Origin of the sequence: Halobellus marinus (assembly GCF_032113415.1) — an archaeon.
GTDB classification, from domain to species: Archaea; Halobacteriota; Halobacteria; order Halobacteriales; family Haloferacaceae; genus Haloquadratum; species Haloquadratum marinus.
Genome location: NZ_CP134946.1, coordinates 1,196,620 through 1,219,073, shown reverse-complemented (window position 1 = coordinate 1,219,073; position 22,454 = coordinate 1,196,620). Strand labels below are relative to the sequence as shown.

At 67.9% G+C, this 22,454-nt stretch carries 20 protein-coding genes and 1 tRNA gene; 7 read left to right on the top strand and 14 right to left on the bottom strand.

The window, feature by feature from the left end:
• Nucleotides 1-129: 129 nt before the first annotated feature.
• Nucleotides 130-921, top strand: coding sequence for a protein-L-isoaspartate O-methyltransferase family protein (locus RJT37_RS06230; protein ID WP_313688693.1), 792 nt, complete (start codon nt 130-132; stop codon nt 919-921).
• 253 nt (nt 922-1,174) lie between these two features.
• On the opposite strand, the gene RJT37_RS06225 is transcribed toward RJT37_RS06230, so the two are convergent.
• Both RJT37_RS06225 and RJT37_RS06220 read right to left on the bottom strand, forming a co-directional pair.
• On the bottom strand, nt 1,175-2,299 hold the full coding sequence (locus RJT37_RS06225) for a pyridoxal-phosphate dependent enzyme (RefSeq protein ID WP_313688692.1): 1,125 nt from the start codon (nt 2,297-2,299) through the stop codon (nt 1,175-1,177).
• 5 nt (nt 2,300-2,304) lie between these two features.
• A complete protein-coding gene (locus tag RJT37_RS06220) occupies nt 2,305-3,261 on the bottom strand; it encodes a succinylglutamate desuccinylase/aspartoacylase family protein (protein ID WP_313688690.1) in 957 nt (318 codons plus the stop codon).
• Between the two features lie 120 nt (nt 3,262-3,381).
• Between RJT37_RS06220 and RJT37_RS06215 the strand changes: the two genes are divergently transcribed.
• The gene (locus tag RJT37_RS06215; RefSeq protein WP_313688688.1) at nt 3,382-3,678 is read left to right on the top strand and encodes a DUF7536 family protein; all 297 of its coding nucleotides are present in this window, start codon (nt 3,382-3,384) and stop codon (nt 3,676-3,678) included.
• A gap of 59 nt (nt 3,679-3,737) precedes the next feature.
• On the opposite strand, the gene RJT37_RS06210 is transcribed toward RJT37_RS06215, so the two are convergent.
• Nucleotides 3,738-4,964, bottom strand: coding sequence for a potassium channel family protein (locus RJT37_RS06210; protein WP_313688687.1), 1,227 nt, complete (start codon nt 4,962-4,964; stop codon nt 3,738-3,740).
• Between the two features lie 116 nt (nt 4,965-5,080).
• On the opposite strand from RJT37_RS06210, the gene citZ reads away from it, so the two are divergent.
• Nucleotides 5,081-6,220 carry a citrate synthase gene (gene citZ / locus RJT37_RS06205; protein ID WP_313688685.1) on the top strand — a complete coding sequence of 380 codons (1,140 nt, stop codon included), beginning with the start codon at nt 5,081-5,083 and terminating at the stop codon, nt 6,218-6,220.
• Between the two features lie 40 nt (nt 6,221-6,260).
• Here the strand turns inward: citZ and RJT37_RS06200 are convergent, their stop codons facing one another.
• Nucleotides 6,261-7,688, bottom strand: coding sequence for an MATE family efflux transporter (locus tag RJT37_RS06200; RefSeq protein WP_313688683.1), 1,428 nt, complete (start codon nt 7,686-7,688; stop codon nt 6,261-6,263).
• Nucleotides 7,689-8,037: 349 nt separating this feature from the next.
• Here RJT37_RS06200 and ilvA point away from each other — a divergent pair, with 349 nt between their 5' ends.
• The 3 genes from ilvA (at nt 8,038) to RJT37_RS06185 (ending at nt 9,640) form a co-directional block, all read left to right on the top strand.
• Nucleotides 8,038-9,249: a threonine ammonia-lyase gene (gene ilvA, locus RJT37_RS06195; RefSeq protein ID WP_313688681.1), complete on the top strand. Its 1,212-nt coding sequence runs from the start codon at nt 8,038-8,040 to the stop codon at nt 9,247-9,249.
• Between the two features lie 79 nt (nt 9,250-9,328).
• The gene (locus RJT37_RS06190; protein ID WP_311171418.1) at nt 9,329-9,532 is read left to right on the top strand and encodes a DUF7981 family protein; all 204 of its coding nucleotides are present in this window, start codon (nt 9,329-9,331) and stop codon (nt 9,530-9,532) included.
• Between the two features lie 27 nt (nt 9,533-9,559).
• Nucleotides 9,560-9,640, top strand: a tRNA-Ser gene (locus RJT37_RS06185).
• A gap of 307 nt (nt 9,641-9,947) precedes the next feature.
• Here RJT37_RS06185 and RJT37_RS06180 read toward each other — a convergent pair.
• Nucleotides 9,948-12,605 carry a PAS domain S-box protein gene (locus RJT37_RS06180; protein WP_313688679.1) on the bottom strand — a complete coding sequence of 886 codons (2,658 nt, stop codon included), beginning with the start codon at nt 12,603-12,605 and terminating at the stop codon, nt 9,948-9,950.
• Between the two features lie 382 nt (nt 12,606-12,987).
• Here RJT37_RS06180 and RJT37_RS06175 point away from each other — a divergent pair, with 382 nt between their 5' ends.
• Nucleotides 12,988-13,158: a hypothetical protein gene (locus RJT37_RS06175; protein WP_313688677.1), complete on the top strand. Its 171-nt coding sequence runs from the start codon at nt 12,988-12,990 to the stop codon at nt 13,156-13,158.
• 150 nt (nt 13,159-13,308) lie between these two features.
• Here the strand turns inward: RJT37_RS06175 and RJT37_RS06170 are convergent, their stop codons facing one another.
• The 9 genes from RJT37_RS06170 to RJT37_RS06130 form a co-directional block, all read right to left on the bottom strand.
• A complete protein-coding gene (locus RJT37_RS06170) occupies nt 13,309-13,902 on the bottom strand; it encodes a DUF7261 family protein (RefSeq protein WP_313688676.1) in 594 nt (197 codons plus the stop codon).
• Nucleotides 13,890-14,306, bottom strand: a complete 417-nt coding sequence (locus RJT37_RS06165; RefSeq protein ID WP_313688675.1) for a DUF7262 family protein — start codon at nt 14,304-14,306, stop codon at nt 13,890-13,892. The genes RJT37_RS06170 and RJT37_RS06165 overlap by 13 nt, the downstream gene beginning before the upstream one ends.
• The gene (locus tag RJT37_RS06160; protein WP_313688673.1) at nt 14,299-14,991 is read right to left on the bottom strand and encodes a DUF7263 family protein; all 693 of its coding nucleotides are present in this window, start codon (nt 14,989-14,991) and stop codon (nt 14,299-14,301) included. The genes RJT37_RS06165 and RJT37_RS06160 overlap by 8 nt, the downstream gene beginning before the upstream one ends.
• The gene (locus RJT37_RS06155) at nt 14,988-15,539 is read right to left on the bottom strand and encodes a DUF7266 family protein (protein ID WP_313688671.1); all 552 of its coding nucleotides are present in this window, start codon (nt 15,537-15,539) and stop codon (nt 14,988-14,990) included. Before RJT37_RS06155 ends, RJT37_RS06160 begins: the two co-directional genes overlap by 4 nt.
• Nucleotides 15,536-16,282: a DUF7289 family protein gene (locus RJT37_RS06150; RefSeq protein WP_313688669.1), complete on the bottom strand. Its 747-nt coding sequence runs from the start codon at nt 16,280-16,282 to the stop codon at nt 15,536-15,538. The genes RJT37_RS06155 and RJT37_RS06150 overlap by 4 nt, the downstream gene beginning before the upstream one ends.
• A complete protein-coding gene (locus RJT37_RS06145; protein WP_313689885.1) occupies nt 16,279-18,144 on the bottom strand; it encodes a type II secretion system F family protein in 1,866 nt (621 codons plus the stop codon). Before RJT37_RS06145 ends, RJT37_RS06150 begins: the two co-directional genes overlap by 4 nt.
• Nucleotides 18,145-18,317: 173 nt before the next feature.
• Complete coding sequence (locus tag RJT37_RS06140) at nt 18,318-20,750, bottom strand: type II/IV secretion system ATPase subunit (protein ID WP_313688667.1); 2,433 nt, start codon at nt 20,748-20,750, stop codon at nt 18,318-18,320.
• A 320-nt stretch (nt 20,751-21,070) separates the two neighbouring features.
• A complete protein-coding gene (locus RJT37_RS06135) occupies nt 21,071-21,808 on the bottom strand; it encodes a DUF8116 family protein (RefSeq protein ID WP_313688665.1) in 738 nt (245 codons plus the stop codon).
• A gap of 90 nt (nt 21,809-21,898) precedes the next feature.
• Nucleotides 21,899-22,453, bottom strand: a complete 555-nt coding sequence (locus RJT37_RS06130) for a DUF8054 family protein (protein WP_313688664.1) — start codon at nt 22,451-22,453, stop codon at nt 21,899-21,901.
• Nucleotide 22,454: the final 1 nt, after the last annotated feature.

Sequence of the window (22,454 nt, the reverse complement as noted above, 5' to 3'; positions counted from 1 at the left end):
TTTTCCGTCGAGCGCCACCCCCGTTGACGGCGCTCGACCGGAAGCGACGAGAGTAATCAGTATGAGGGGAGGAACCCTACGGGACCCCGGAGCGTGCAGTTGATTAAGCCCCGCCACCGAGATTAGCGTATGGACCCCGGGGAACTGCGTGCGGAGATGGTCGACGGCCTCCAGGAGCGACAGCCAGTCGACGAGGCCGTCGCCGTCGCGATGCGGACGGTTCCCCGCCGGGAGTTCGTCGAGAACGCGCCGTATCAGGACCGGCAGAGCGAGGCGGGCGGAACCACGGTACTCGCCCCGGCGATGGTCGCGCGACTCCTGACCGCGCTCGATATCGTCGCTCCGGACACCACGGCGACGGCGTCGGACGCTGACGAGACGACACCCGAATCGACGGGCGACGTCCTCGTCGTCGGCGCGGGTGTCGGCTACACGGCCGCGCTGCTCGCGGAACTGCTCGGAGAGCGGCACGTCCACGCGGTCGACATCGACCGGAAACTCGTCTACGCGGCGCGGTCGAACCTCGAATCGGCGGGCTACGGCGGCGTCCTCGTCGACGCCCGCGACGGCGCCGGGGGGTTACCCGAGTACGCCCCCTTCGACCGTATTCTCGTCGAGGCGGCAGCGATCTCCCCGCCTGCCCGGCTGGTCGACCAGCTCGCGCCCGGCGGACGGCTCGTGCTCCCGCTCGGCGGCCCCGATCAGACGCTCGCCGTCGTCGACGAGTCGGGCGAGGTGATCGACCGGCGCGGCCCCGTCGCGTTCAAGCCGCTGCTCGTCGACGGCGAGCAGGGCAGCGCCCCGGCGCGGAACCGGACGCACCGGGAAGACGCCGAACGGGAGCGCGAGCCCGGCTACTTCGCGAAGACCGGCTGGGAGCAGGAGTGGATCGACTGGGACGAACAGTTGCGTCGGCGGTGAGTCGGAATCGTCCGTCTGCAGTCCGCTCTCAGTGACGCGACGGTTCAGGTTTCAGTCCGCTGCCGGTGAGCCAACGGTTCACGTCTTCAGTCCGCTGCCGGTGAGCCAACAGTTCACGTCTTCAGTCCGCTGCCGGTGAGCCAACGGTTCACGTCTTCAGTCCGCTGCCGGTGAGCCAACAGTTCACGTCTTCAGTCCGCTGCCGGTGAGCCAACAGTTCACGTCTTCAGTCCGCTGCCGGTGAGCCAACAGTTCACGTCTTCAGTCCGCTGCCGGTGAGCGGCACCACCACGTCGTCGTCGGCCGCGACGACGCCGCGCTCGCGGTATAGTTCGAGCGCGGCCGGCGCGACCGCGCAGGTCGGTTCGACGTAGAAGCCCCGCTCGTAGAGGGCATCGCCTCCGCGTGCGACGGCCGATTCGGGGAGTGCGATCGCGTCGCCGTCCGTCTCCTCGATTGCGGCCAGAATCTCATCCTTCCGGACGGGCTCTCGGATCTGGATCCCGTCGGCAATCTCGTTGTCGCCGTCGGCCGCGTCGTCGCCGTGGAGTGCCGCCGCAATCGGTGCGTAGCCGGCGGCCTGCGCGCCGAGGAGCCGCGGCAGCCGATCGATCCAGCCCAGGTCCCGGAGCGTGCGGAACCCGCGGTACGCGCCCAGAAAGAGCGTACCGTGGCCGAGCGGCGTCACGACCGCGTCCGGAGCCGTCCAGTCTCGCTGAGCGCACAGTTCGTAGGCGAATGTCGCCGTCCCCGAGAGGAACGCCGGATTCCACGCGTGGGAGGCGTACCACGCGTCACCGGACTCGACCGCGTCGACGCAGGCGGCCGTCACGTCCGCGCGACTGCCCTCGATCGGCACGGGCGTCGCGCCGACCTGCTCGATCGCGCGGCGCTTCGCGGGTTTGACCGACGTCGGCACGTAGATCTCGGCGTCGATGCCCGCGCGGGCGGCGTAAGTCGCGATCGCCGCCCCGGCGTTGCCCGAGGAGTCCTCGACAGCGCGGTCGACCCCGAGTTCGTCGGCGAGCGACAGCGTCACCGCGGCGCCGCGGTCCTTGAACGACCCGGTCGGGAAGACGTACTCCAGTTTGAATTCGGCGTCCCACGCGGGAGCGCCGACGAGCGGCGTCAGCCCCTCGCCCAGCGAGACGTGTGCATCGACCGGAAGCAGCGCCTCGAACGACCACAGGCCCGCGTTGGTGTCGGCCCACGGTTCCGACGGCTCGGTCGGGAGCGAGTCGTTCGAGTCCGATCCCGGGGCGTCGGCGTCGACCGGCCCCGACGCGAAATTCAGCGGTGCGCCGCAGTCACACCGCCACGTCCACTTGTCGTACGTCCGATCGCAGGCAGAGCAGCGGAGCGCGAGTGCAGAGTGCATCGGAGTCAGTACGTGTCGACGTTGGTGCCGACAGAGCAGACGTACTCGCCGGTCGCGACCTGCGGGAGCCGGCGGGTCCGCCAGAAGATGCCGTCGTTGTTGGCGGTGACGCGGGACTTCAGTTCGCCGAAGACGTCCGTGATCTCGAAGAGCGGTTCACCCGCGGAGACCCGGTCACCGAGTTCGACCTCGAAGCTGACCAGACCGCCCGTCGGCGAGCCGTACTGGTCGAAGCTCTTCGCACGCGTCTGTCGGTCGGCCGGCGCCTCGTCGTCGACGAACCCGTAGTCGGCGAGGACGTTGAACACGCCTTCGACGCCGGTCTGGATGCTGTCTTCGTCCCAGCCGACGCAGCCCCCGAGTTCGGGATCGATCGTGGGGATCCCCTCGTCGGGACCAGCCCGGGCGAGTTGGCCCTCCGGGCCCTTCTGGTCGAGCACGTAGCCACAGCCGAACGTCTTCGCGAGCTGGAGACACTCGTCGTGGAGGCGATGCCGTCGACCGCAGCGGACACGCACCTCGTCGATCATCCGCGAGGTCGAACCCTGGTGGAGATCCAAAATCAGATCCGCCCGGGTGGCGGCGTCGAACGTCACGGCGGCGATACGCTCCGAGGAGGTGCCGTTCTCGTCGCCGGGATACGCACGGTTCATCTTCGTGTCGTCGATCGGGTTCCGGTGTTCGGCGACCTGGAAGGCGTGGAAGTTGACGATCCCGACGAGGAGGATCGTTCCAGAAATCGCCCCGGGATCGAGTTGCGGAACCAGGCGGTTGAGCACGCCCACGCCGTTCAGTTCGTCGCCGTCCGAGGCGGCCTGTACGTAGAGCGTCTTTCCGTCCGAGGCGCCGTTTACGACCGCACAGGGGAGCCCTATCTCGGTCCCGTCGCGGGTCTGGCCCACCGCAAGCCGGCCCGTCTCGACCTCGCCCGGGGCCGCACTCGCCGTGCCGAGTGTCGTCATTATCCGACACTCGGAGGCGTCGGTCTTTAGGGGTTCGGTCTCCGGTGCGTTCGCCCGCCGATAGCCCCCGGGCGCAGATGGACCGACGACGCTTTGTCGACGGCGAGGGAAGTCCACACCGTGAGCGAGACACCGCCCGATCGGCCGCCGCAGTCGGGGCTGGTCCGCGCCCTGAAGGTTCCACGGAACGCTGTTATCGGGATCGGTCTCGGGATCGCCCTCGCCATCGTCGCGTATCTCGCCCGCGTCCTCGAACTACTCGGGCCCTTCGCGGGGACCCGCGAGTATCCGGTACTGGGTCCCGAAGGGTGGTTTCTCGTCCTCGCGTTCGTCCTCGCGACGTCGACGGCGCTGCTTGTCGCGTCTGTGCTGACCGTCGTCGAAATCGTTCGACTGGCGCGAACCGTCGACGAGTGAGTGTCCGTGTCGCTGCCTGAGCCGTCGATCTGCCGCCTTCACTCCTCGATAAGCCTCCCCTACGCCTCGAACTCCCGGACGTCGCCGACGAGTTCGCCCAGGCGTTCGGCGCCGGCCCGGGTCCCCTTCGCGATGATGACGTCGCCGCCGCGGAGTTCGGTCGTCGGCCCGGGCTGGACGACCCACTCGGCCCCGCTCTCCCCGCGGCGGACGGCGATGACGCGCATCCCCGTCTGCGTCTTGACCTGCTCCCCGCCGAGCGTAGTGCCCGCAAGCGGCGCGTCGGCATCGACCGAGAGGCGGACGATCACTTCGTCGGACTCCTCGATGGCGGCGGCGACGACGGGGTGGGCGTCGATCCCCCGGAGGACGCCCTCGCTGATCTCTAAGGCCGCATCCGAGATGACCTCCGTCGCGGACGCGAGATGCATCAGCCCACGTAACTGGACCGGGTCCTCGACGCGGCTCGCCGCGCGGAGGGTCCAGGCCTCGAAGCGCGACTGGAGGGCGTCGACCTCGGCCTCCAGTTCGCGTACTTCCTCGGCGACTCCCTCGCTGTCGAAAAGCACCGCGCCGTAGGCTAAGTCGACGGCGAGTTCGCTCATGTCCTTCATCAGGGTGATCGAGTCGACGGCGCGTTCCAGATCCTCGATCGGCGGTTCGGTCGCCTCGGGCGGCTCGTAGGCCTCGCCCGTCGCCGCCTCGTAGACGGTCGCGATTCCCCCGCTGGGACCGCGGAGGAGGATCGAGTCGTTCGCCTGCAGTTCGTCGTCGGGGCCGGGACTCAGCAGCCACCGCCGCTTGCCAGTTACCGACTCACGGCGGATCGCGATGACTCGAACGCCCGTCTCGGTCTCCATATTGATGTCTTCGAGCGTCCGCCCGGCGTACTCCGTGCCGGGTTCGACGCTGGCGCGGACCAGCATCTCCACAGCCTCCGGCAGCGCGGCGCGGATCGCGTCGGGCATCCCGATGTCCTCTAAGACGATCTTGGCGATGTCGCCCGCGGCGTTTGAGATCTTCTCGGCGGCACCCATCACGCCGAGTACGGGCGCGAGTTGTTCGGCGTCCTCGGGTTTCCGGGCCGCCATCAACAGACTCATCCGGCCCTGCAACTGGAGGATGTCCATCCGGCCTTCGAGTTCGAGGACTTCGCGAGCGATCTCGTCGCTGCCGTTGAGGACTGCCGAGTACGAGAGGTCGATGAGCAGTTCCGCGGTGTCTTTCATCTCCGAGAGGACCGCTTTGACGCTGACCGGCTCGTACTCGACGTCCCGTGAACCCATACCCCGCCTTCGCCGCGAACGACAAAAACACTTGGTGGACGGCACGTGCCGCCGCCATCGAACGATCCACCCGGAAACGATAACGCTTTTTTCACACGCAAAGGAACCGAATAGGTATGTCAGACGACCTGAAGCGCGGGCTGGAAGGCGTCCTCGTCGCCGAGTCGGAACTGAGCTACATCGACGGCGACGCCGGGAAACTGGGCTACTGCGGGTATCCGATCGAGGATCTCGCCCGCGAGGCGTGCTACGAGGAGGTCGTCTACCTCCTGTGGCACGACGGCCTGCCGGACGCCGACGAGCTCGCGTCCTTCAAGTCGTGGATGGCCGGCGTCCGATCGCTCGACGACGAGGTCCTCTCGGTGATCCGCGATCTCGCGGCGGCCGACGAGGTCCCGATGGCGGCGCTGCGGACGATCGTCTCGACGCTGTCGGCGTACGACGAGGACGCCGACCACGAGGACGTGACGGACCTCGATGCGAACCTGCGGATGGCGTGCCGCATCACGGCCAAGATCCCGACTGCCCTCGCAGCGTTCGAGCGCTACCGGAACAGCGACGAACCGATCGAACCGCGCGAGGATCTGGACCACGCCGCGAACTTTCTGTATATGCTCAACGGCGAGGAACCCGACGAGGTCCTGGCCGAGACCTTCGATATGGCGCTCGTCCTCCACGCCGACCACGGGCTGAACGCCTCGACGTTCTCGGCGATGGTGACCGCCTCGACGCTCGCCGATCTCCACAGCGCGGTGACGTCGGCCGTCGGCACCCTCTCAGGGTCGCTGCACGGCGGCGCCAACGCCAACGTGATGCGGATGCTGAAAGAGGTCGACGAGAGCGACGCCGACCCGACGACGTGGGTGGAAAACGCCCTCGAAGCGGGGCGGCGGGTCCCCGGCTTCGGCCACCGCGTGTACAACGTCAAGGACCCGCGGGCGAAGATCCTCGGCGAGAAGTCGAAGGCGCTGGCGGAGGCCGCGGGCGACACCCGGTGGTACGATTACTCCGTCGCCATCGAGGAGTACATCGGCGAGGAGAAAGGCCTCGCTCCCAACGTCGACTTCTACTCGGCGTCGACGTACTACCAGATGGGCATTCCCATCGACATCTACACCCCAATCTTCGCGATGTCCCGCGTCGCCGGCTGGATCGCCCACGTGCTCGAACAGTACGAGGACAACCGGCTGATCCGTCCCCGGGCGCGCTACGTCGGCCCGAAGGACGCATCGTTCCCGCCGCTCGAAGACCGATAAGCGTCGGTCGCCCGGCCCCCGGTGCTCTCCGTCCGGAATATCAACCTTCTTCAGCCGGAAGGCTCCCCCGCTCTCTGAGCAGTCCGGCGGCCGTCCCAGCCCAGTCGGTGTATCGGAAGGCGAGAACGAGCGTCGCCCCCATCCAGACGTGCGCGAGGACGACCCCTGCGTAGACGGCCGGTAGCCCGAGTGTTGTGAACTCGACTGCGAGATACGGGAACCCGACAAAGAAGCCGAACATTCCGGTGAGTCGGGAGAGAAACGGCAGTCGGGTCGCGCCGGCGCCCTGGAGCGCCCCGGACAGCGCCGAGAAGAGTGCCAGTCCAGGCGCGGAGATGCCGTACACGACGGCAAACGACGCGGCGTATGCAAGCGCCGCAGGTGAACTGCCGAACCCGAGAAACGCGACCACCGGGTCGGCAAAGGCCGCCAGCAGGATACCGATACCACCGACCGAGAGCGTTGCAAGCGCTGCAGTCGCCCAGCCCTCATAGCTTGCTCTCGCGGCGTCGGACCGACCGAGCGCCTGCCCGACGAGAATGCTCGCGGCGATGTTGTACCCGCGAGAGAGCGGGCCGGTGACCTGCTGGTAGACGCGACGCCCGACCTGAAATCCGGCGTTGATCACGTCACCAGGTGCGGCCCCACCGACGGCCGCGGCGGGAACCGCAGCGTTCCCCAGCGAAAGCAAAAGCGCGTTGTACGGAAACTCGGCGAGTTCGGAGACGAGTCCCTCGGCGGCCCGGGGGGCGCTGACCCGAACGAGTTGGGCCGCGATAGTCGGATCAGTCGGGCGGGCGAGCGTCAGCGACGAGGACGGGCGGTAGAGTGCCGCAAGGAGGAGTCCCGCCGAGAGGACGTTAGCCGTCGCGGTCGCGTACCCGACGCCCCGGACACCGAGCGCCGGAAGGCCCACGAGGCCGAACCCCAGTCCGACAGAGAGCGTCACGTTGACGACGTTGACGAAGACGTTGACGTACATCGGCGTCGTGGTGTCGCCGATCCCCTGCAACGCCCGCGCGCCGACGATCGCGACGTGCCGCGCGGGAGCAGTGACGAAGATGATCCCGAGATATATCCCGCCCAGTCGGATCGCATCGTCGCTGGCGGGGAACTGGCCGATGAGCGCCGGGGCGACCAGCAGGCCGCCGGCGACGAAGGGAAGTCCGGCGAGCATTCCGAGCAGCAGCGACTGTATCACGGTTTCATCGCGGTTGGCGTCCGCACCGCTGCCAGTGTCCTGACTGGAGAGGGCGATCGCGCCGCCGCCGAGGCCGATCCCGATCCGCAGCGGAAAGCGTGCATAGAGGTCCGCGAGTCCGATGGCCACGACGGCCGCTGGCGACAGTGCCGCCGTGACGAGCACGTCGACCGTCCGCATCAGCGTCCGGAACGTCTGCTCGGCCATCACCGGCCACGAAAGCGCGATAATCCGTCGCCACACCGTCACGAGTCGACCGCTGTCCATCCGTCCGCTCCGAGGAACGGCGTGCGTTTGAGACTACTGATCCAGTGGATACGACCAGAAACGTTGGCCGCAACGATCGTGTAGAGAATCTAATGGGTGAAAGACAACCGTCAGACGGCGTCGATTTACTCATCGCAGTCCTGCGAATTTCACTTTCACCGCGCGTGGGGGATATTTATGTATCTGCCGGTCACATACCCTAGTGCACGTCACACGCGTGCATTCCCCCCTTTCCCCTTTAGCGCTCCTGAGTCGCAACGCTCCGCACAGAGGTCGACTCGTAGCCGATAGTCAGTTAGCACGATCATCCCCAAGTATTACACCAGACGACGGGGAATCGTCGACCGATATGCTCTCTCTCTCCGACGTCGAGGCGGCCCGGGAGCGGATCGACGACGTCGTCAGACGGACGCCACTTGAGTACTCCTACGCGTTTTCGGAGATGACAGAGGCAGACGTCCACCTGAAACTGGAGAACTTCCAGCGGACCGGGGCGTTCAAGATCCGCGGCGCGACGAACCGCATCGCGACGCTCTCGGCGGCGGAGCAGGAAGCCGGCGTCGTGACCGCCAGCGCCGGGAACCACGCCCAGGGAGTCGCGCTCGCGGCCACTCGCTCGGGCGTCGACGCGACGATTGTGATGCCGGAGCACGCGCCAATCTCGAAGGTGAAGGCGACCGAACGCTACGGGGGGCGGACAGTTCTCCACGGCGCGGACTACGACGAGGCGCAGGCGAAAGCCCACGAGATCGAGGCGGCGGAGGGACGAACCTACGTCCACGCGTTCGACGACGAAAAGGTGATGGCCGGCCAGGGAACGATCGGCCTGGAGATCGTCGAGGACTGCCCCGACGTCGACACCGTCGTCGTCCCCGTCGGCGGTGGCGGCCTGATCTCCGGCATCGCGACCGCAGTGAAGGCGCGGAAGCCGGACGCTCGCGTGATCGGCGTCCAGGCCGAGGGGGCGGCGTCGCTACCGGACTCGTTGCAGGCGGGCGAGATCCGCGAGCGGGAGTCGGTGAACACCATCGCCGACGGGATCGCCACCCGGAAGGTCGGCGAGCGCCCCTTCGCGGTGATCCGCGAGCGGGTCGACGAGGTGGTGACCGTCACCGACGAGGAGATCGCGGTCGCGCTGACGTACCTGCTCGAACGCTCGAAGACGCTGGTCGAGGGCGCCGGCGCGGTGTCGATGGCGGCGCTGCTTTTCGAGGCCTTCGACTACGAGGCGGGAGAGACGATCGTGCCGGCGCTGTGCGGCGGCAACATCGACACGAACCAACTGACGACGGTGCTCGTCCGCGGACTGGTCGAAACCGGCCGGTACCTGAAGATCCGGACCGTGCTGCGGGATCGACCCGGCGCGCTCGAAGACCTCGTGGAGATCATCGCCGAGCGGCGGGCGAACATCTACGCGATCCAGCACGACCGCACCTCGCGGGACGTCGCGATGAACGAGGCCGACGTGGAGATCGACATCGAGACCCGCGGTCACGACCACATCGAGGAGGTACTCGGGGCGCTCAGAGACGCGGGATACACTGTCGAGGTGCTCGCGTGATACGGATTGTTGGAACGTCTTACCCGCAATCGTCGGTATCTGGAGCAGTAAGCGCCGACAAGCAGTCACAACAGTCCGTATGACCCGACGCAGATCGGCCGTCCTGTGGGGACTGATCGGTGCGTTGAGCTTCCTCGTCCTGCTGCAGGGCTACCGGCTTCTCGTCGGCCCGCTGGACGTCAGCACCGCGGCCGCAGCGGGCGTCGCGCTGTTCGTCGGCGTCGTCGTGACCCTGCTTGCGTACGTCGCTGAGCCCCGAATGCGAGCGAAGGGAAGGACTTAAACGACTCAGTAGGTTACCTCCGAGCGAGCCGGGATGGCCGAGTGGTAAGGCGCACGCCTGGAAAGCGTGTTCCCTCTGGGATCCAGGGTTCAAATCCCTGTCCCGGCGTTTTTTCAGATCCGACCCATCCAGCGAGGCGTCTCGTCGCCGAGCAACCGCTGTCGGATCGATGAAAACCTACGTCGGGATTTGAACCACGCGAGACGAGCGAAGCGAGTCTCGCCATCGGGTTCAAATCCCTGTCCCGGCGTTTTTTCAGATCCGACCCATCCAGCGAGGCGTCCCGTCGCCGAGCGGCCGTCGCCGTGAGTAATAAAACGGCCCCGCCACCGTCATACTGATGACTCTCACTGTTTCCCACAGAGCGCCACCCCCGTTGACGGCGCTCGGCGCGAAGAGACGAGAATAATCAGTATCAGTCGTTCAACGCGGCCTCGACGTCCGGCGTGTGGTTCCCTCTGAGGGGCACGGTCACGCGGATCGCGGTGCCGTCCGCACCGGTCGTCGCGCTGATCGAACCGCCGCGGGAGATGGCCAGCCAGTTGACCTTCCAGAGGCCGAGGCCGCTACCGTGCCGAAGCGGCTCCTCGCTGCCCTCCTCGATGGCGATCAGTTCCTGTTCGGACATTCCCGGGCCGTCGTCTTCGACACAGAGGACCAGATCGTCGCCGACCTTCGACAGGGTGACGTGTGCATCGGCCGCCGCCGGCGGGCTGTCGTTGTGGAGGATCGCGTTTTCGACCAGTTCCTCGACGATCTGGTTCAGTTCGGTATCGATCTGATAGGCGGCGATGTCGCCGTCGACGTCGACACGACAGTCACCCCCGAGCGTGGTCGCGGTTTCGCGGGCCGTCTCGGCGACGTCTCGGACCGAGGTTCCGATCCGTCCCGCTTCGTTCGAGAGCACCTGTTCGATCTCCCGGGCGGTCTCAGCCTGGCTCGCCACCTCCTCAGCGCGGTTGCGGATTGTCTCCGTCGAGGCTTCGATCTCCGGCGTGAGCGCCGAGGCTGTGGTACTGTCCCGGAGGCGCTCTTCGAGGAGATCCGTGTATCCCTGGATCACGTTGACGGCGGTCCGGAGGTTGTGGCGCAGGACCCTGCTGAGCACCGAGAGCCGCTGTTCGCGCAGGAGCTTCTCGGTGATGTCGATCTGGATCGCGACGAAGGCTTCCGGCTCGCCTGCGTCGTTCGTGACCGGGGAGATCGTCTGGCGAGCAGTGTAGCGGTCGCCCGATTTCGTCTTGTTGACGACCTGTTCCTCGAAGACGTCACCGTCGAGGATCGTCTCCCAGAGCGTCTCGTAGTGGTCCTCGCTCATCTCGCCGGAGTTGAGGATCCGGTGGGTGTTCCCGACAGCCTCCTCGGCCGTATAGCCGGTGAGTTCCTCGAACGCCGGGTTGACGTAACCGATCACGCCGTCGGTGTCGGTGATGCTGATCGCCACGCCCGCGTGTCTGATCGCCTCCTCGTACTGGAGCGCCTCCTCGTGGGTCTCGATCATCTCGATGGCCTGCGGGATGCTCTCGCTGATCTCCTCGATGACTTTCGTCTCGGTGGAGTCGAAGCCGCCCGGTGCAGTGCTGTAAAGCCCGAGAATGTACGTCCGCTGGTTCGTGAACTCCATCGGGACCGCAAAGCAATCGGTGATCCCGTGTCCGGCGGCGCGGCGTTCCCACTCGGCGTCCGGGTCCTCGACGGCGACGTGTTGGGTCCGGTCCCGGGCCGCCGCGGCGAAGACGGGTTCCTCGGACGCGGCGTCGGCGACGGCCCACGTCGCGTAGTCGGTTTTGCCGGCGGCGACCCCGGGAACCTCGTCGCGGGCGGTGTTGAACAGGCGCGCGCCGGAGGCCAGGGCGGTCGGTCGGTCTGGCTCACCGCTTTCGTTCATCGGGTACAGCCAGACCAGATCGTAGGCGTCGATCCGCGTGAACGTCTCGGGGATCTCCCGGATCAGTCGCCAGGGTTCGGTGACGTCGATGAGCGCCTCGTTGATGTCGCGGTGGAGTCGCATCAGCTGTTCGAGCCGCGTCGCCCGCGTGACGTCTTTCAGCGTGATGACCTCCGCTGCGGTGAGCGATTCGGTGACCCACGAGCGCTGGAGTTCGTAGGTACGGGTGTCGCCGCCGACCTCGTAGGTGGTGCGCCGGGTTTCGCCCGGATCAAGCGACGCGAGTTCCGGATCGATCTCCTCGATCGGCGCGCGCGGGATCGGGTGCTGGCCCAGGATCGTCGCCGCCCGATCGTTCGAGTTGATCACGATCCCCGAATCGTCCAGCACGAGGCCCCCGTCGGCGAAGTTGTCCGCCAGCGCCGACTGCTCGGGCGAACTGTGGTGGGCGAACTCCGTCCGCGCGTAGAACAGGGTGCCGAGCGCGAACACCGCCACCCCGAGGGGTTCGTAGTTGATGTTGAGCAGCAGGACCGAGTAGCCGGACAGCGCGTACGGAACCACCGGGAGCGCGGTGACCAAAACCAAAACATACAGCGTGGTCGGGCGCGATTCCAGCCGCTCGAAGGATTCGAACAGCCAGAGAAAGCCTGTGACCGTGGCCGTATAGGCGAACCCTGTCACGAACCAGTGGGGGGCGCCATAGCTGAACTCCGGATGCACGAACGGTTCGGCGACCAGCGAGGCCGAAAAATACAGCCCGTGGAGCGGATTCGTCACCTTCACCGCGACGATCGCCGCGAGGAGCGCGAGTGCACTCGCCTGCAACGACGGCTGCCGGTGGTACTGCCGCCCGGAGTACGCCGAGGCGAACGCGAGCCACGCGAAGATCGTCGAGATCCCGGCGACGAGGCCGCCGAGGTGGATCGCGCGGCCGGCCGGAAGCGACCTCACGCTCAACTGAATCGCCGTGAACAGCGCCCAGACGCCGCTGAGAACGAGCAGCGCGCCCAGCCCGCGCCGGACGTCGGGATGATCGAGCGTCCGGGCTCCCACCACTCCGGCCAGACAGACGGTGCCGGCGAGCACGAAGACGGCGATATAGAACGATCTCAGCGGCGGTGCACCGACGAGTTCGGCCGGCATCCCCTGCAGCACAACGATCAGTTCTGTGTTGGCGTACATCACCGAGATTCACCGATTCCGCGATCCCGGAACGGTCCGCCTGCGAGGACCCGTAGCCGGGACGGGAGGTTGCTGTTGATTCCGACGGCCACTACCGGGCTGCTGGCGGTACTGTCCCGTCCAGAAGGCCTCCGGCCGCGCCGCTTGCGATCCCGTTCAGGGGATCCGGACCGTCCACTCATATATCTCCGGATACGTTATCATATTTTGAAATTTGCCTTCTCCGCCGGGGCCAGCCGGAGTTGGCACTGACCGAGCAGCGCAGTAGGAAAGCGACGGACTCTGGTGGGCACCGACAAATCGATCTACGGAGTTCTGGCCCAAGCGGCGATTACCCGAGACACAAAGTTAATGCGTATGGGTGCCTTCCCCACGGTTGACAATGCCTGACACGAAATCGGGGCGGGAGCGGAAAGGCCGGAACAAGCGCAGCCAACTGCAAGAGCGCCTCTACGAGGAGGAAAAGGAGGCAGTCGAGGCCGACGACGAGCTCCCGCCATTCGAGCCGTCGGAGGACCGCCCCTTCGTCGCCGACGAACTGCCGGACGAGTAGCGGGTGCCGAAATCGGTCCCGCGGGCGCAATTGTCGAGAGCCGGAGCGGCGCGGCGGCGCCCCACAGTTCTCACAGTCGATCTGGTGTCTCAGCCTCACGCCGGCTGACGGGACCCGTCCTCGTCACTCGACCACACGTGCTCCCGCCGTTCAGGCAGTCCGATCGGACGAGGTAACCCGGAGTACCGTCGTGACGGTCGTCCGCTCCGCCGGGGAAACGATCCGGATTCGGACCGCGGCCGCGACGACGGTCGTCTCCCCCGCACGCTCCTGGACGACGACGCCGTCGATCGACCGACAGCGGCCGAATTCGCGGCCCGCTCCGCCTGGACAGTGCTCCCGGGCCCAGGCGGCCGCCGTCGAATCGTCGAAAGTCACGGAGAGTGACCTGCTCTCGTCGGCGTGCACCCGTTGTACCCGTTCGATGTCGCCCTCGACAGCTTCTCGAACGGCCTCTCCCGCCTGGCGGCGGTCAGCCCAGCGGTACTCGCCGTCGACGTCCCGGGCCGCCGCGCGCAACGACGCTGAGAGGCTCCGATCGACGTCGGAGACGGCAGCGACGTCCACCGCCCCCGCACCGTCGCGATCGGCGTCGTACCCCAGTTGGGCGTAGGCCAGCGTCATCGAGAGAAAGGCGACTGCGACAACAGCGGCGGCGACGAGGACGATCTGCGCCCGGTCGGAGCGGCGGTCGTCGCCCTCACGATCGCCGTCCGGCGCGAACACGGCCGTCACGGATACCACACCCGAAGCGTGACCACACACTGCCCGGTCGCTTCTCTCGCGCGGTCGGAGGGGACGCCGTCCGGCATCGCGGGGCCGACCGCGCCGTGAGGAGTTTCCAGACGACCGAAGACGCCGGCGGGAAGCACCGCATCCAGCCGCGTTCGGAGCGCCTCCCGCTCGGTTTCGAACGACGACGGCGAGCGGCAGGCCGCTGCCAGGCGGCTGCGTCCGGTTCCGGCTGGTGGTTCAGCATCGAGGACGGTCAGGGTGTCTTCGGCCGTCTCATCGAGGCCCGTTTCGGCGGAGTCGACGCCGGCCGGCACCCAGAGGAATCCGGCGACGACCGACAACACCAGCAGTGCGCCGACGGCGGCCTCGACCAGCGAGGTCGCCAGTTGCGCGCGGTCGCCGGTGTCAGTCACCGACAGTCACCTCCAGCGACTCGACGCTCGCGTTCGTCGCCGTCCACGAGACCGTCGCCGTCGCGGTGCCGCGCCCGCGGAGTCCCGACTCGACCTCGAAGGAGACAGGTAGCGGCTGTGTCGCCGGGGGCCTGAAGGTGTAGCGGCCGTCGAGCCCCGTGGGATCGTGCAGCACCACCCGATCGCCGGCGCGGACGGTCGTCACTCGGGGAACGCGGTCGGTTTCGATCCGTATCGCGACCTGACCGGCGTGGTCGGAGAGCACGAGACGCCGATCCTCCGTCAGATCGACGTTTGCCGACCGCGGGACGTCGCGTTCGACCCGGACACGTCGTTCGATTCGAGCGTACTCGCCCCTGGTCGGATCGCCACGCTCGAGGACAACGTTCCCGCCGACAGCCACGCGGATCGGTCGCCCTCGGACCGGCGGGACTGCGGAGTTGAGGTCGGCAGCCGTCAGGTTATCTGCGGCCGCCGCGCGGAGGACGTTCCGCTCGCGTGTGTGTGCTGCCTCGCCGTGGACGAGGTGGGCCGCGAGTCGCTCCGCGGCGTGCGTCCGCGCGGGCGTTCGATCCGCATCGACAAGCGCGTCGTTCGCGAGCGCAACGCCCGCGACGGTGACCGTGACCACCACGAGGATTGCGACGGCGAATCCGACCAGGTTCGCCTGTCCACGCGCCGTCACGTCGATTCCTCCGGTAGTGCAGACTGTGAACCCGCTCGTTTCACGCCGTCGACGAGCCTCACCGTAACCGTGCCGTCGGTCCCGCGCACGACTACTCGGGACGGCGTTGGACTTCGCCACGAGCCCCGGACCGTCGTGGTCGGCGGCAGCGTGAGTCGAACACGCCCGGAGACCGACTTGTCCGGGTGTGAGAGCCGCAGCGCCGAGCCGTTGCTATCGGTCACAGCGATGATCCGGTAGGGATCGCCGCGGATCGCCTCGGGTAGTCCGACGCTGACGCTCCGTTCGATTCCCACGTGGTCGCCGCCGGGGACCGCTGTCTCGACGCGCTCGGCCCCACCGACGAGTGCCCGGTCGCCGAGTTCCGCCCCCACTGCCGCGCGATACTCCGGAACCAGTCCTCCGAAGAACGTCGCCGTCAGCAGGGAAACGAACAGTACGCCGACCGCAAGTTCGAGAGTCTTGCCGACGACCGGCGAGAGCCCGCGGTCGTCCCGCGCTGACGACGGATCCGTGGACCGCCAGCCCGGTCGACGACCGCCGTTCATCGCCCCACCTCCACGGCGAGTGCGACGTCGTGCACGACCAGATGGACCGTCCGCTCCCCCTCGAAGGAGGCCACGACGCTCGGAATCCCGTCGCCGTCGATGTCGCGACGGGCCGTCGTCGCGCCCCGCTCTTGGAGGTGCCGCTCCCAGACGGCCGGGGTCTCGGTCTCGACGGCGACCCGGTAGTCGCCTTCTGGCAGATCGATTCGATCAGTACGGGCGTCGGTCCGAAGCGTCACCGCGATCCGATGACCGCCGGTCGCGATCCCGTCTGCGCCGCTGGCGTTCAGTACGGGGACGCCGACGTACAGTGTCCCGTTCGCGGGGGCGATACGACTCGGAGCGATCAGGCGGCCTTCACGGCCGTCGCTCCGGATGACCGCGCCCGCAAAACTGGTGACCCGGCGGTCGCCGTCGGTGTAGACGATCGCGCCGGCGTGGCCAGCCCAGACGACGCCGTCGTCGTCGAGGAGCCACACCGACCGGTTCACCACCCGGATGGTCCCGCTTGCCAGTTCGAGCGTCGTCTCCCGCTCACCCGGACCCGGGCCGAGCGCGGTCGCCAGGTCGTCGCCGACGCGCGTGGCCGCCGCCGAGGTGGCGCCGTCTTCGACGATCGAACCCGCAGTCGCCGTCAGTCCGCCGACCGCGAGGACCGTCAGTCCCAAGAGGAGCGCGACGCCGACGACCGCTGCCTGTCCACGGTCGCGTTCCGTCGGAAAGCCGTGCCGCTGCCGGCTCATATCAGCCCCACCCCGACGAAGACGACGTGACAGATCGCGACGAGACTGCCGGAGTGGAGTAAAGCCTCGTACTGCCCGCGGCTGGCGACCCCGGCGAACCACCCAGCGGCGAGCATCGTCGCCTGCGTGGTCACGTAGACGCGGTATCGATCCCGTGCGAGGTCGACCGCGCCGGGATCGACGGCGACCCCCGAGAGTTCCGACATCGTCGACAGCCGATCGAAGCCGGCAAAGACGTTCGCGCTAGTCGCGACGCTGATCCCGATAACGAGCAGCGCAGTAGTCCACCCCACCGCGACGTAGACGAGCATCCCCGAGCGGAGGGCGCGCTTCTCGTGGTACAGCCGCCCGACCTCGCTCTGGAGTGTCTCGAAGACGACGCCCGTGTCGCTGCCGGCGTCGAGCGCGCCGATCACGAGGCCGACTGTCTGTTCGGCCATCGGCGTCCCGACCCGCTCGACGAACCGGTCCAGCGCGGCCGTCCGCAGGTCCGCGTCGGCATCGTCAGTGGCGGTCGTGAGATGCAGGTTCATCGAGAGGTCCGCGACGTCATCGTTCAGCGCCCCGAGGTCGACGTCCCGGGCGACGTGTTCGACGGCCGCCGGGAACGGCCGCCCGAGGTTGACGTGCCCGGAGACCGCGTGGACGAAGTCCTTCAGTTCGTGGTCCTTCGCGTCGTCGAGCCGCGCCCGCCGGACGGCGACGAGGCCGACCGGGACGCCGAAGGCGACGTAGCCGACCAGAAGCGAGACGACGACGTCGACTGCGAGAGAAAGCGACGCGACGAGCGCCGCGATCCCGATCGGAGCGAACGCGGCGGTCGCGCTCGCGGGGTTCGTCGTCGCCGTCCGGAGGGTCCCGAGCGTTCCTGCGGGGCGGGAGTACTCGACGTGCTGGTCCGGGGGCCGGAGCCGCGAGACGAGCGCGGCGGTCCCGATCCCGACGCCGAGGACGAAGGCCGCGCCACCGTAGATCAAAAGTGCGCGGAGTGTCACCGCACCGAACGGCGTCGCCACGGGCGCGCCGAGTTCGGGCGCGACGACGCTCATCACGGTGAGGACGATTACCAGGAGGACAGGTAGCACGAGCAGGACGACGAAAAGCTCCGCGAGCAGTTCGAGAAAGCCCTCCGCGCGACGGCGGTCCCGGTCCTGCTGGTGGCGGAGCATCCGGCTCTCCATCTCCAGGTACTCCCGGAGCGCGTCCGACCCCTGGTCTGCGTGTTCCCGGAACTTCAGAAGGAAGGGCGCGAGGGTGTCCTGCGCCGGAGTATCGCGAGCGACCCGCCGTATTCCCTCGTCGACGTTCCCGGTCATCGCGGCCGTGTTGAGCACCTGCCGGAGCGCCACGGCCGTCTCTCCGTACGCGTCGGTGTCGGCGACGCGGCGCAGCATCGCCCGCCGCCCGTCGCTGCCGGACGCGAGGACATTCAGATATCGGACCGCGCTCGGCAGCGTCCGGCCGATGTTCGCCCGACGCGCCGCAGCGAGCCACCGGAGGTAGCGACCGCCGAGGTAGACGATGCCCCAGTGAACGGCTGCGGCCACGAATATCCCGCTGCCGCCGGCGAGCGCGAGGACCGTCCGGTCGGTGACGACGACTTCGTCCGGCGCGGTCAAGCCGAGTCTCCCGCTGCCCACCTGTCCGAGCCGTTCGAGGACGCTCGCTGCCGCCGCTTCGAGCAGTTCCGGCGGGAGCGCCAGTCCGATGGCGACGACCCCGCCGCCACCGAGGGCCGCGAGCAGGACCGAGGCCGCATAGAGGCGGGCGAGATACAGATCGAAGGGGACGGCCAGGTTCGTCCCGCGGTAGGCGCGGCGGTCGCGTTCGTGGCGCCGCGCGTCCGCTCGGCTGGCGAACAGCGCGTACGCAGCGCGGTCGAACGCCCCGAAGGAGCGCCGGGACTCCCCCGAAGCGTGCTGACCGGGGGCAGAGTCCGTCGATCCGTTGGCGTTCCCTGTCGCTGCGTCCGAACCGGCCGCGTTCGCTGTCGCCGCTGCGTCCGGCGGCGGTCTGGAGTGGCGGTCGCTCACGGCTACTGGTCCCACCGGCGATCGTGATCCGCTCTGCCGGCGTCAGTCGCCTGTTCTCCATCGGCCGACGTGCCCGACTCGTCGATCCGGGCTCCTGTTCTATCAGTTGGCTGTCCTGATTCGTTCCTCGTCGTTCCTGCTCCGTCAGCCGCGCGAGTGGCGTGCTGCCGCCGGACCCGATCGACGGTTGCGGCCTCGTCGGTGCGGAGATCAGAGAGGAAGCCGAACAGGTCGTCAACGTCGGTGACGCCCTCCCGGCGGAGATATTCGACGTACTCGCGCTTGCGGCGGAATTCCCCTTCGACGGCTTCGACGTCCCGGTCAGTCGCGGCCGCGACGCGGTCGAACAGCCGGAGCGCGCGACGGTGGACATCGCCGTCGGTCGCGGCCGCCTCCCCGCCGAGATCCGGGTGGTCGTACGCCATCGAGAACGAGCCGTCGGTCTCCCGGCGGAGGACTGTGTTGTAGTACAGCGTCGTGCCGTCCTTCTCGATGACGCCCGTCCGGGCCGAGGCCGGCAGGTCCTCGTAGCCGGCTTCGGAGAGAAGTTCGACGGCCGAGCTGACGTACCGCTCGCCGTCGACGCGGCGGGGGAAGACGATCAAGTCGAGTTCCCGCAGGAGATAGACGGGCAGTCCCTGCTCGATCACGCGGTTCACGAGCGTCTCGACGTCCTCGGCGTGCGTGGTGCCCACGACACCGTGACCCGTATTCAGCACTTCAGCGAACGTTTCGAACGACTCGGGGGTGTTGACCTCGGCGATGACCTCGACATCTGGGTTGAGGTAGTTCGCTTCAGTCATCAGGTCCGCCATCGAGATGCGCTTGTACTCGTCCTCGTGGTCCCGCGTCGTCAGCGAGACGCCGGTCTCGTGCGGCAGATACACCTCCCGCGACCCCTCGTCGATGCTGATCGGGCGGTTGTCGTACGGAATAAACGGCATATGGGCGTTCATCAACGTCGTCTTGCCTGCCCCGGTCGGTCCCGAGAAGAGCACGACGCCGCGGTGCTCGTAGAGCAGCCACAGGAGGGCCACAAGCTCGACCGGGATCGAGCCGAACTCGACGAGGTCGATCGGCGTCAAAGGCGAGGCGGCCTGCTTGCGGATGGAGACGTGCGGCCCGTCCTCGGAGATCACCGGGAGCGCGACAGCACACCGGATCGTCTCCCCGTGGCCGGGCGCGTCGGGGGCGAGGCCGTCCGGCCGGAGATTCACCTTCGCGGAGGGCTGGCTGGCGCTGAGTTCGACGCCGTCGGCGGCGGCCAGCTGGGTCACGACGTTGACGAAGCTCGTCTCGTCTTCGAACCTGAGATTGGTCGGAACGCGCTCGCCTGCTCGGACCACGTCCGCACGCGGGACGACCTTCACTCGCTCGCCGACACGGTTCGCCTCGATGTCCTCCAGATGTGGATCCCGGATCGGGATCGTCAGGACGCCCTCGCCGACGTAATCGCGGAGGACGTAGTAGACGAGGTCGTCGAGTCTGTCCTGGGCGTACCGCTGGTCAACAGGTGGAACGCCGAGCCCGTATCCCGCGAGTGCGTCGCGGACGCGGTACCGCGTCGCTTCGAGCCACGCCCGGGTGTTGCGGGCGGTGAGTCGCCGGGAGAGAAACTCCCGTGCCCGCTCCCGGATGAACGCCGTCCGGTCGTCGACCACCTCCTCGACGTTCGTCTCCCAGATCCGCTCTTTGCACTCGGCGACGAGTTCCTCGTCGCCCGGGAGCAGCGCCGGTTCCAGCACGGCGTACTTCGCCTCGAAGCGGTCGTCGCCCAGGATGTGGTCGCGGTGGACGACCACCTCCACGTCGAATCCGGCGAAGGAGACGGTGTAGTTCCGGAGCCGTTCCCCGGCGACGCGTGAGGCGAATTCCGCGTCCGCACGGAACGGCGTCGTCGCCGGGGCGTAGTCGTCGGTGTGGACGACGAGGGCGCCGTCGGCCCCGCCCTCGACGTCGACGACCGCGACCCGATCGTCGAGCGCGATGGGCGTCACGTCTCCCAGGAGTCGCAATTCACAGAGCGCGTAGTACTCGATGCGGCGGCGGGCAGCGGGCGAGACCGCGAGCAGCCGATCGATAACTCGCCGGTACTTCGGCGGCAACCCGGCGGCGGCGCGCTCGGCAGCCCCCTCGCGGGTGAGCGGTCGGCGGACCTCGACCGCCGAGAAGTAGTCCATCACTGCATCCAGCGCCCGCTCGGCGTCGGCCGAAAGCGCCGGCTCCCGGATCCGATAGTCGAACCCCACCCCGTCGGCCGCGTCGCGGATGGTCACGACGACGCCGGGCGTGACCTCGTACTGCGCCCGAACCGCCGGCGCGTACCACGCGTCCGGGCTGTCCGGCGGTTCCGGAGCCGGGACGGTCGGGGCCACGTGTGATTCCGCGTCCGGCGTGGGTGCACTCGATGCGACGCTGTGGTTCGCCCCCGTCATCGCCCGTCCTCCGGCGCGCGCCGTCGGCCAGCGCGGATCCCAGGTCGATCGCCCGCCCCTGTGAACGGAGGATGAGATCCGGAGCGATCACCCGCGATCTCGGATCTCCGCCGGAGTTGTCGGGCGATTGAGGGGCGGATTCGGTCGCGCATATCGTCGCGTTGCCGCCCTCTCGTATATAAACGTCCGGCTCGGTTTTGCGTCGTGAAAACCGGGAGAGGGAGGACGAAGATCTGACGGCAGAATCGCGGCTCTGTCGTCTTCGAAGGCAGCGGTCGAAAATCCCTCTCGTCGGTCGGTCCAGGCCCACCGTTCCGCACTCACACGCCGCCGAACCGCTCCCGTTCGCGGCGACAGACTCGCGCCCAGACCGACAGGAGCGTGCTTCCGAGGTCGTAGCGGTCGTCGAGGTCGCGGATCCACGCGTCGTCGGTGAAAAGCAGCGTCTGGAACCGCCTGACACTCGGATCGATTTCCTCCAGCGAGCGGTCACCGACGTAGTAGGCGACGGTCTCTCTGCGCGTCTCCGCGACCAGATCGGCCGGAACGTTGATACCACACTCCTCGGCGACGTACGCGAACCACTCCAGATGCAGGATAGCGTCCGCGAACGCGAAGCGGTCGGCGAACCCCGAGACCGATTCGACGGCCGGTCGACCGCGGGTCACGACGTCGCCGGGGCGGCTGAACCGCGGGACCGAAATGTGATCGATCGTCGCCGCGTACTGGTCGGCAATCCGCCGGAGTTGCCAGCCGGCGTACGCCGTCGGCGCCGTCAGGCCGAGTTCGTACCATACCGGCGTCCACTCCAGAAACGGGAGGCCGAACGCGGCGTCAGCGTACAGGTCGGCGGCGATGAGGCGGTTAGCGGTCGGGGCGACGTCCGCGCCGGTCCGGCCCGCCCGCATCGCCGTCTCCGCCTCGTCGATGAAGCCCGCGAGGTCCCCCGTCCGGAATCCCATCCCGTCGGCGACGCGCAGGAGGTACTCGGCGCCGGGTCGGAACCAGTCGGCGAAGTCGGCCGCGTTCCGCGCACGCAGTAGCGAAAGGACGCTCACACTTTGCGTACGACCCCGGGCTGTATATACGGTCCCGTTCTCTCTCGACGAACACACCTGCGAGTCGGGGATCGGCGTCAAGTTGGTCCGTCAGGAACCGTCGTCCAGTTGGTCCGTCAATCCCCACTCGGCGGCGCGCTCCTTGGCCTCGGCGGCGGCCTCCTCGCGGATGGCTTCGATTCGCTCTGCGTCCGCCAGGAACTCTTCGACAGCGCTTGCGCCCTCCTCCTCGGCCAGTCGCTCCTCGGGTGCGGCTTCCCGAGTTCGCTCGACGAGATCGTCGCAGTCAGCGAGTTCTCTCGCTGGCGCCGTCGGGCCGACGCGGAATTCGTCGACCCGATGGGCGGCCGACAGCGACGCCGGCGACAGTTCGTACACCTCGGTGTGAAAGGGGCCAGCGGTCAGCGCGTCGAGGGCGTCCCAGCCGCCGAGGTCATCCGCGGCGTGATACGCCAGCACGGGCACACCCGTCTCGAAGGTGAGAACCGCGCGTTCCTCGTCGTCGCGGAGAATCGACCCGCGCGGCTCGAAGACGACGTAGCCGGTGAGTTCGCGGTCGAGCGCGGCTGTGAGCGTCTCGCCGACGTCGGCGTCGGTCCGGGAGCGGCGGAGTTCACCCTCGGGAATGTGGCCGTCAACTACCATC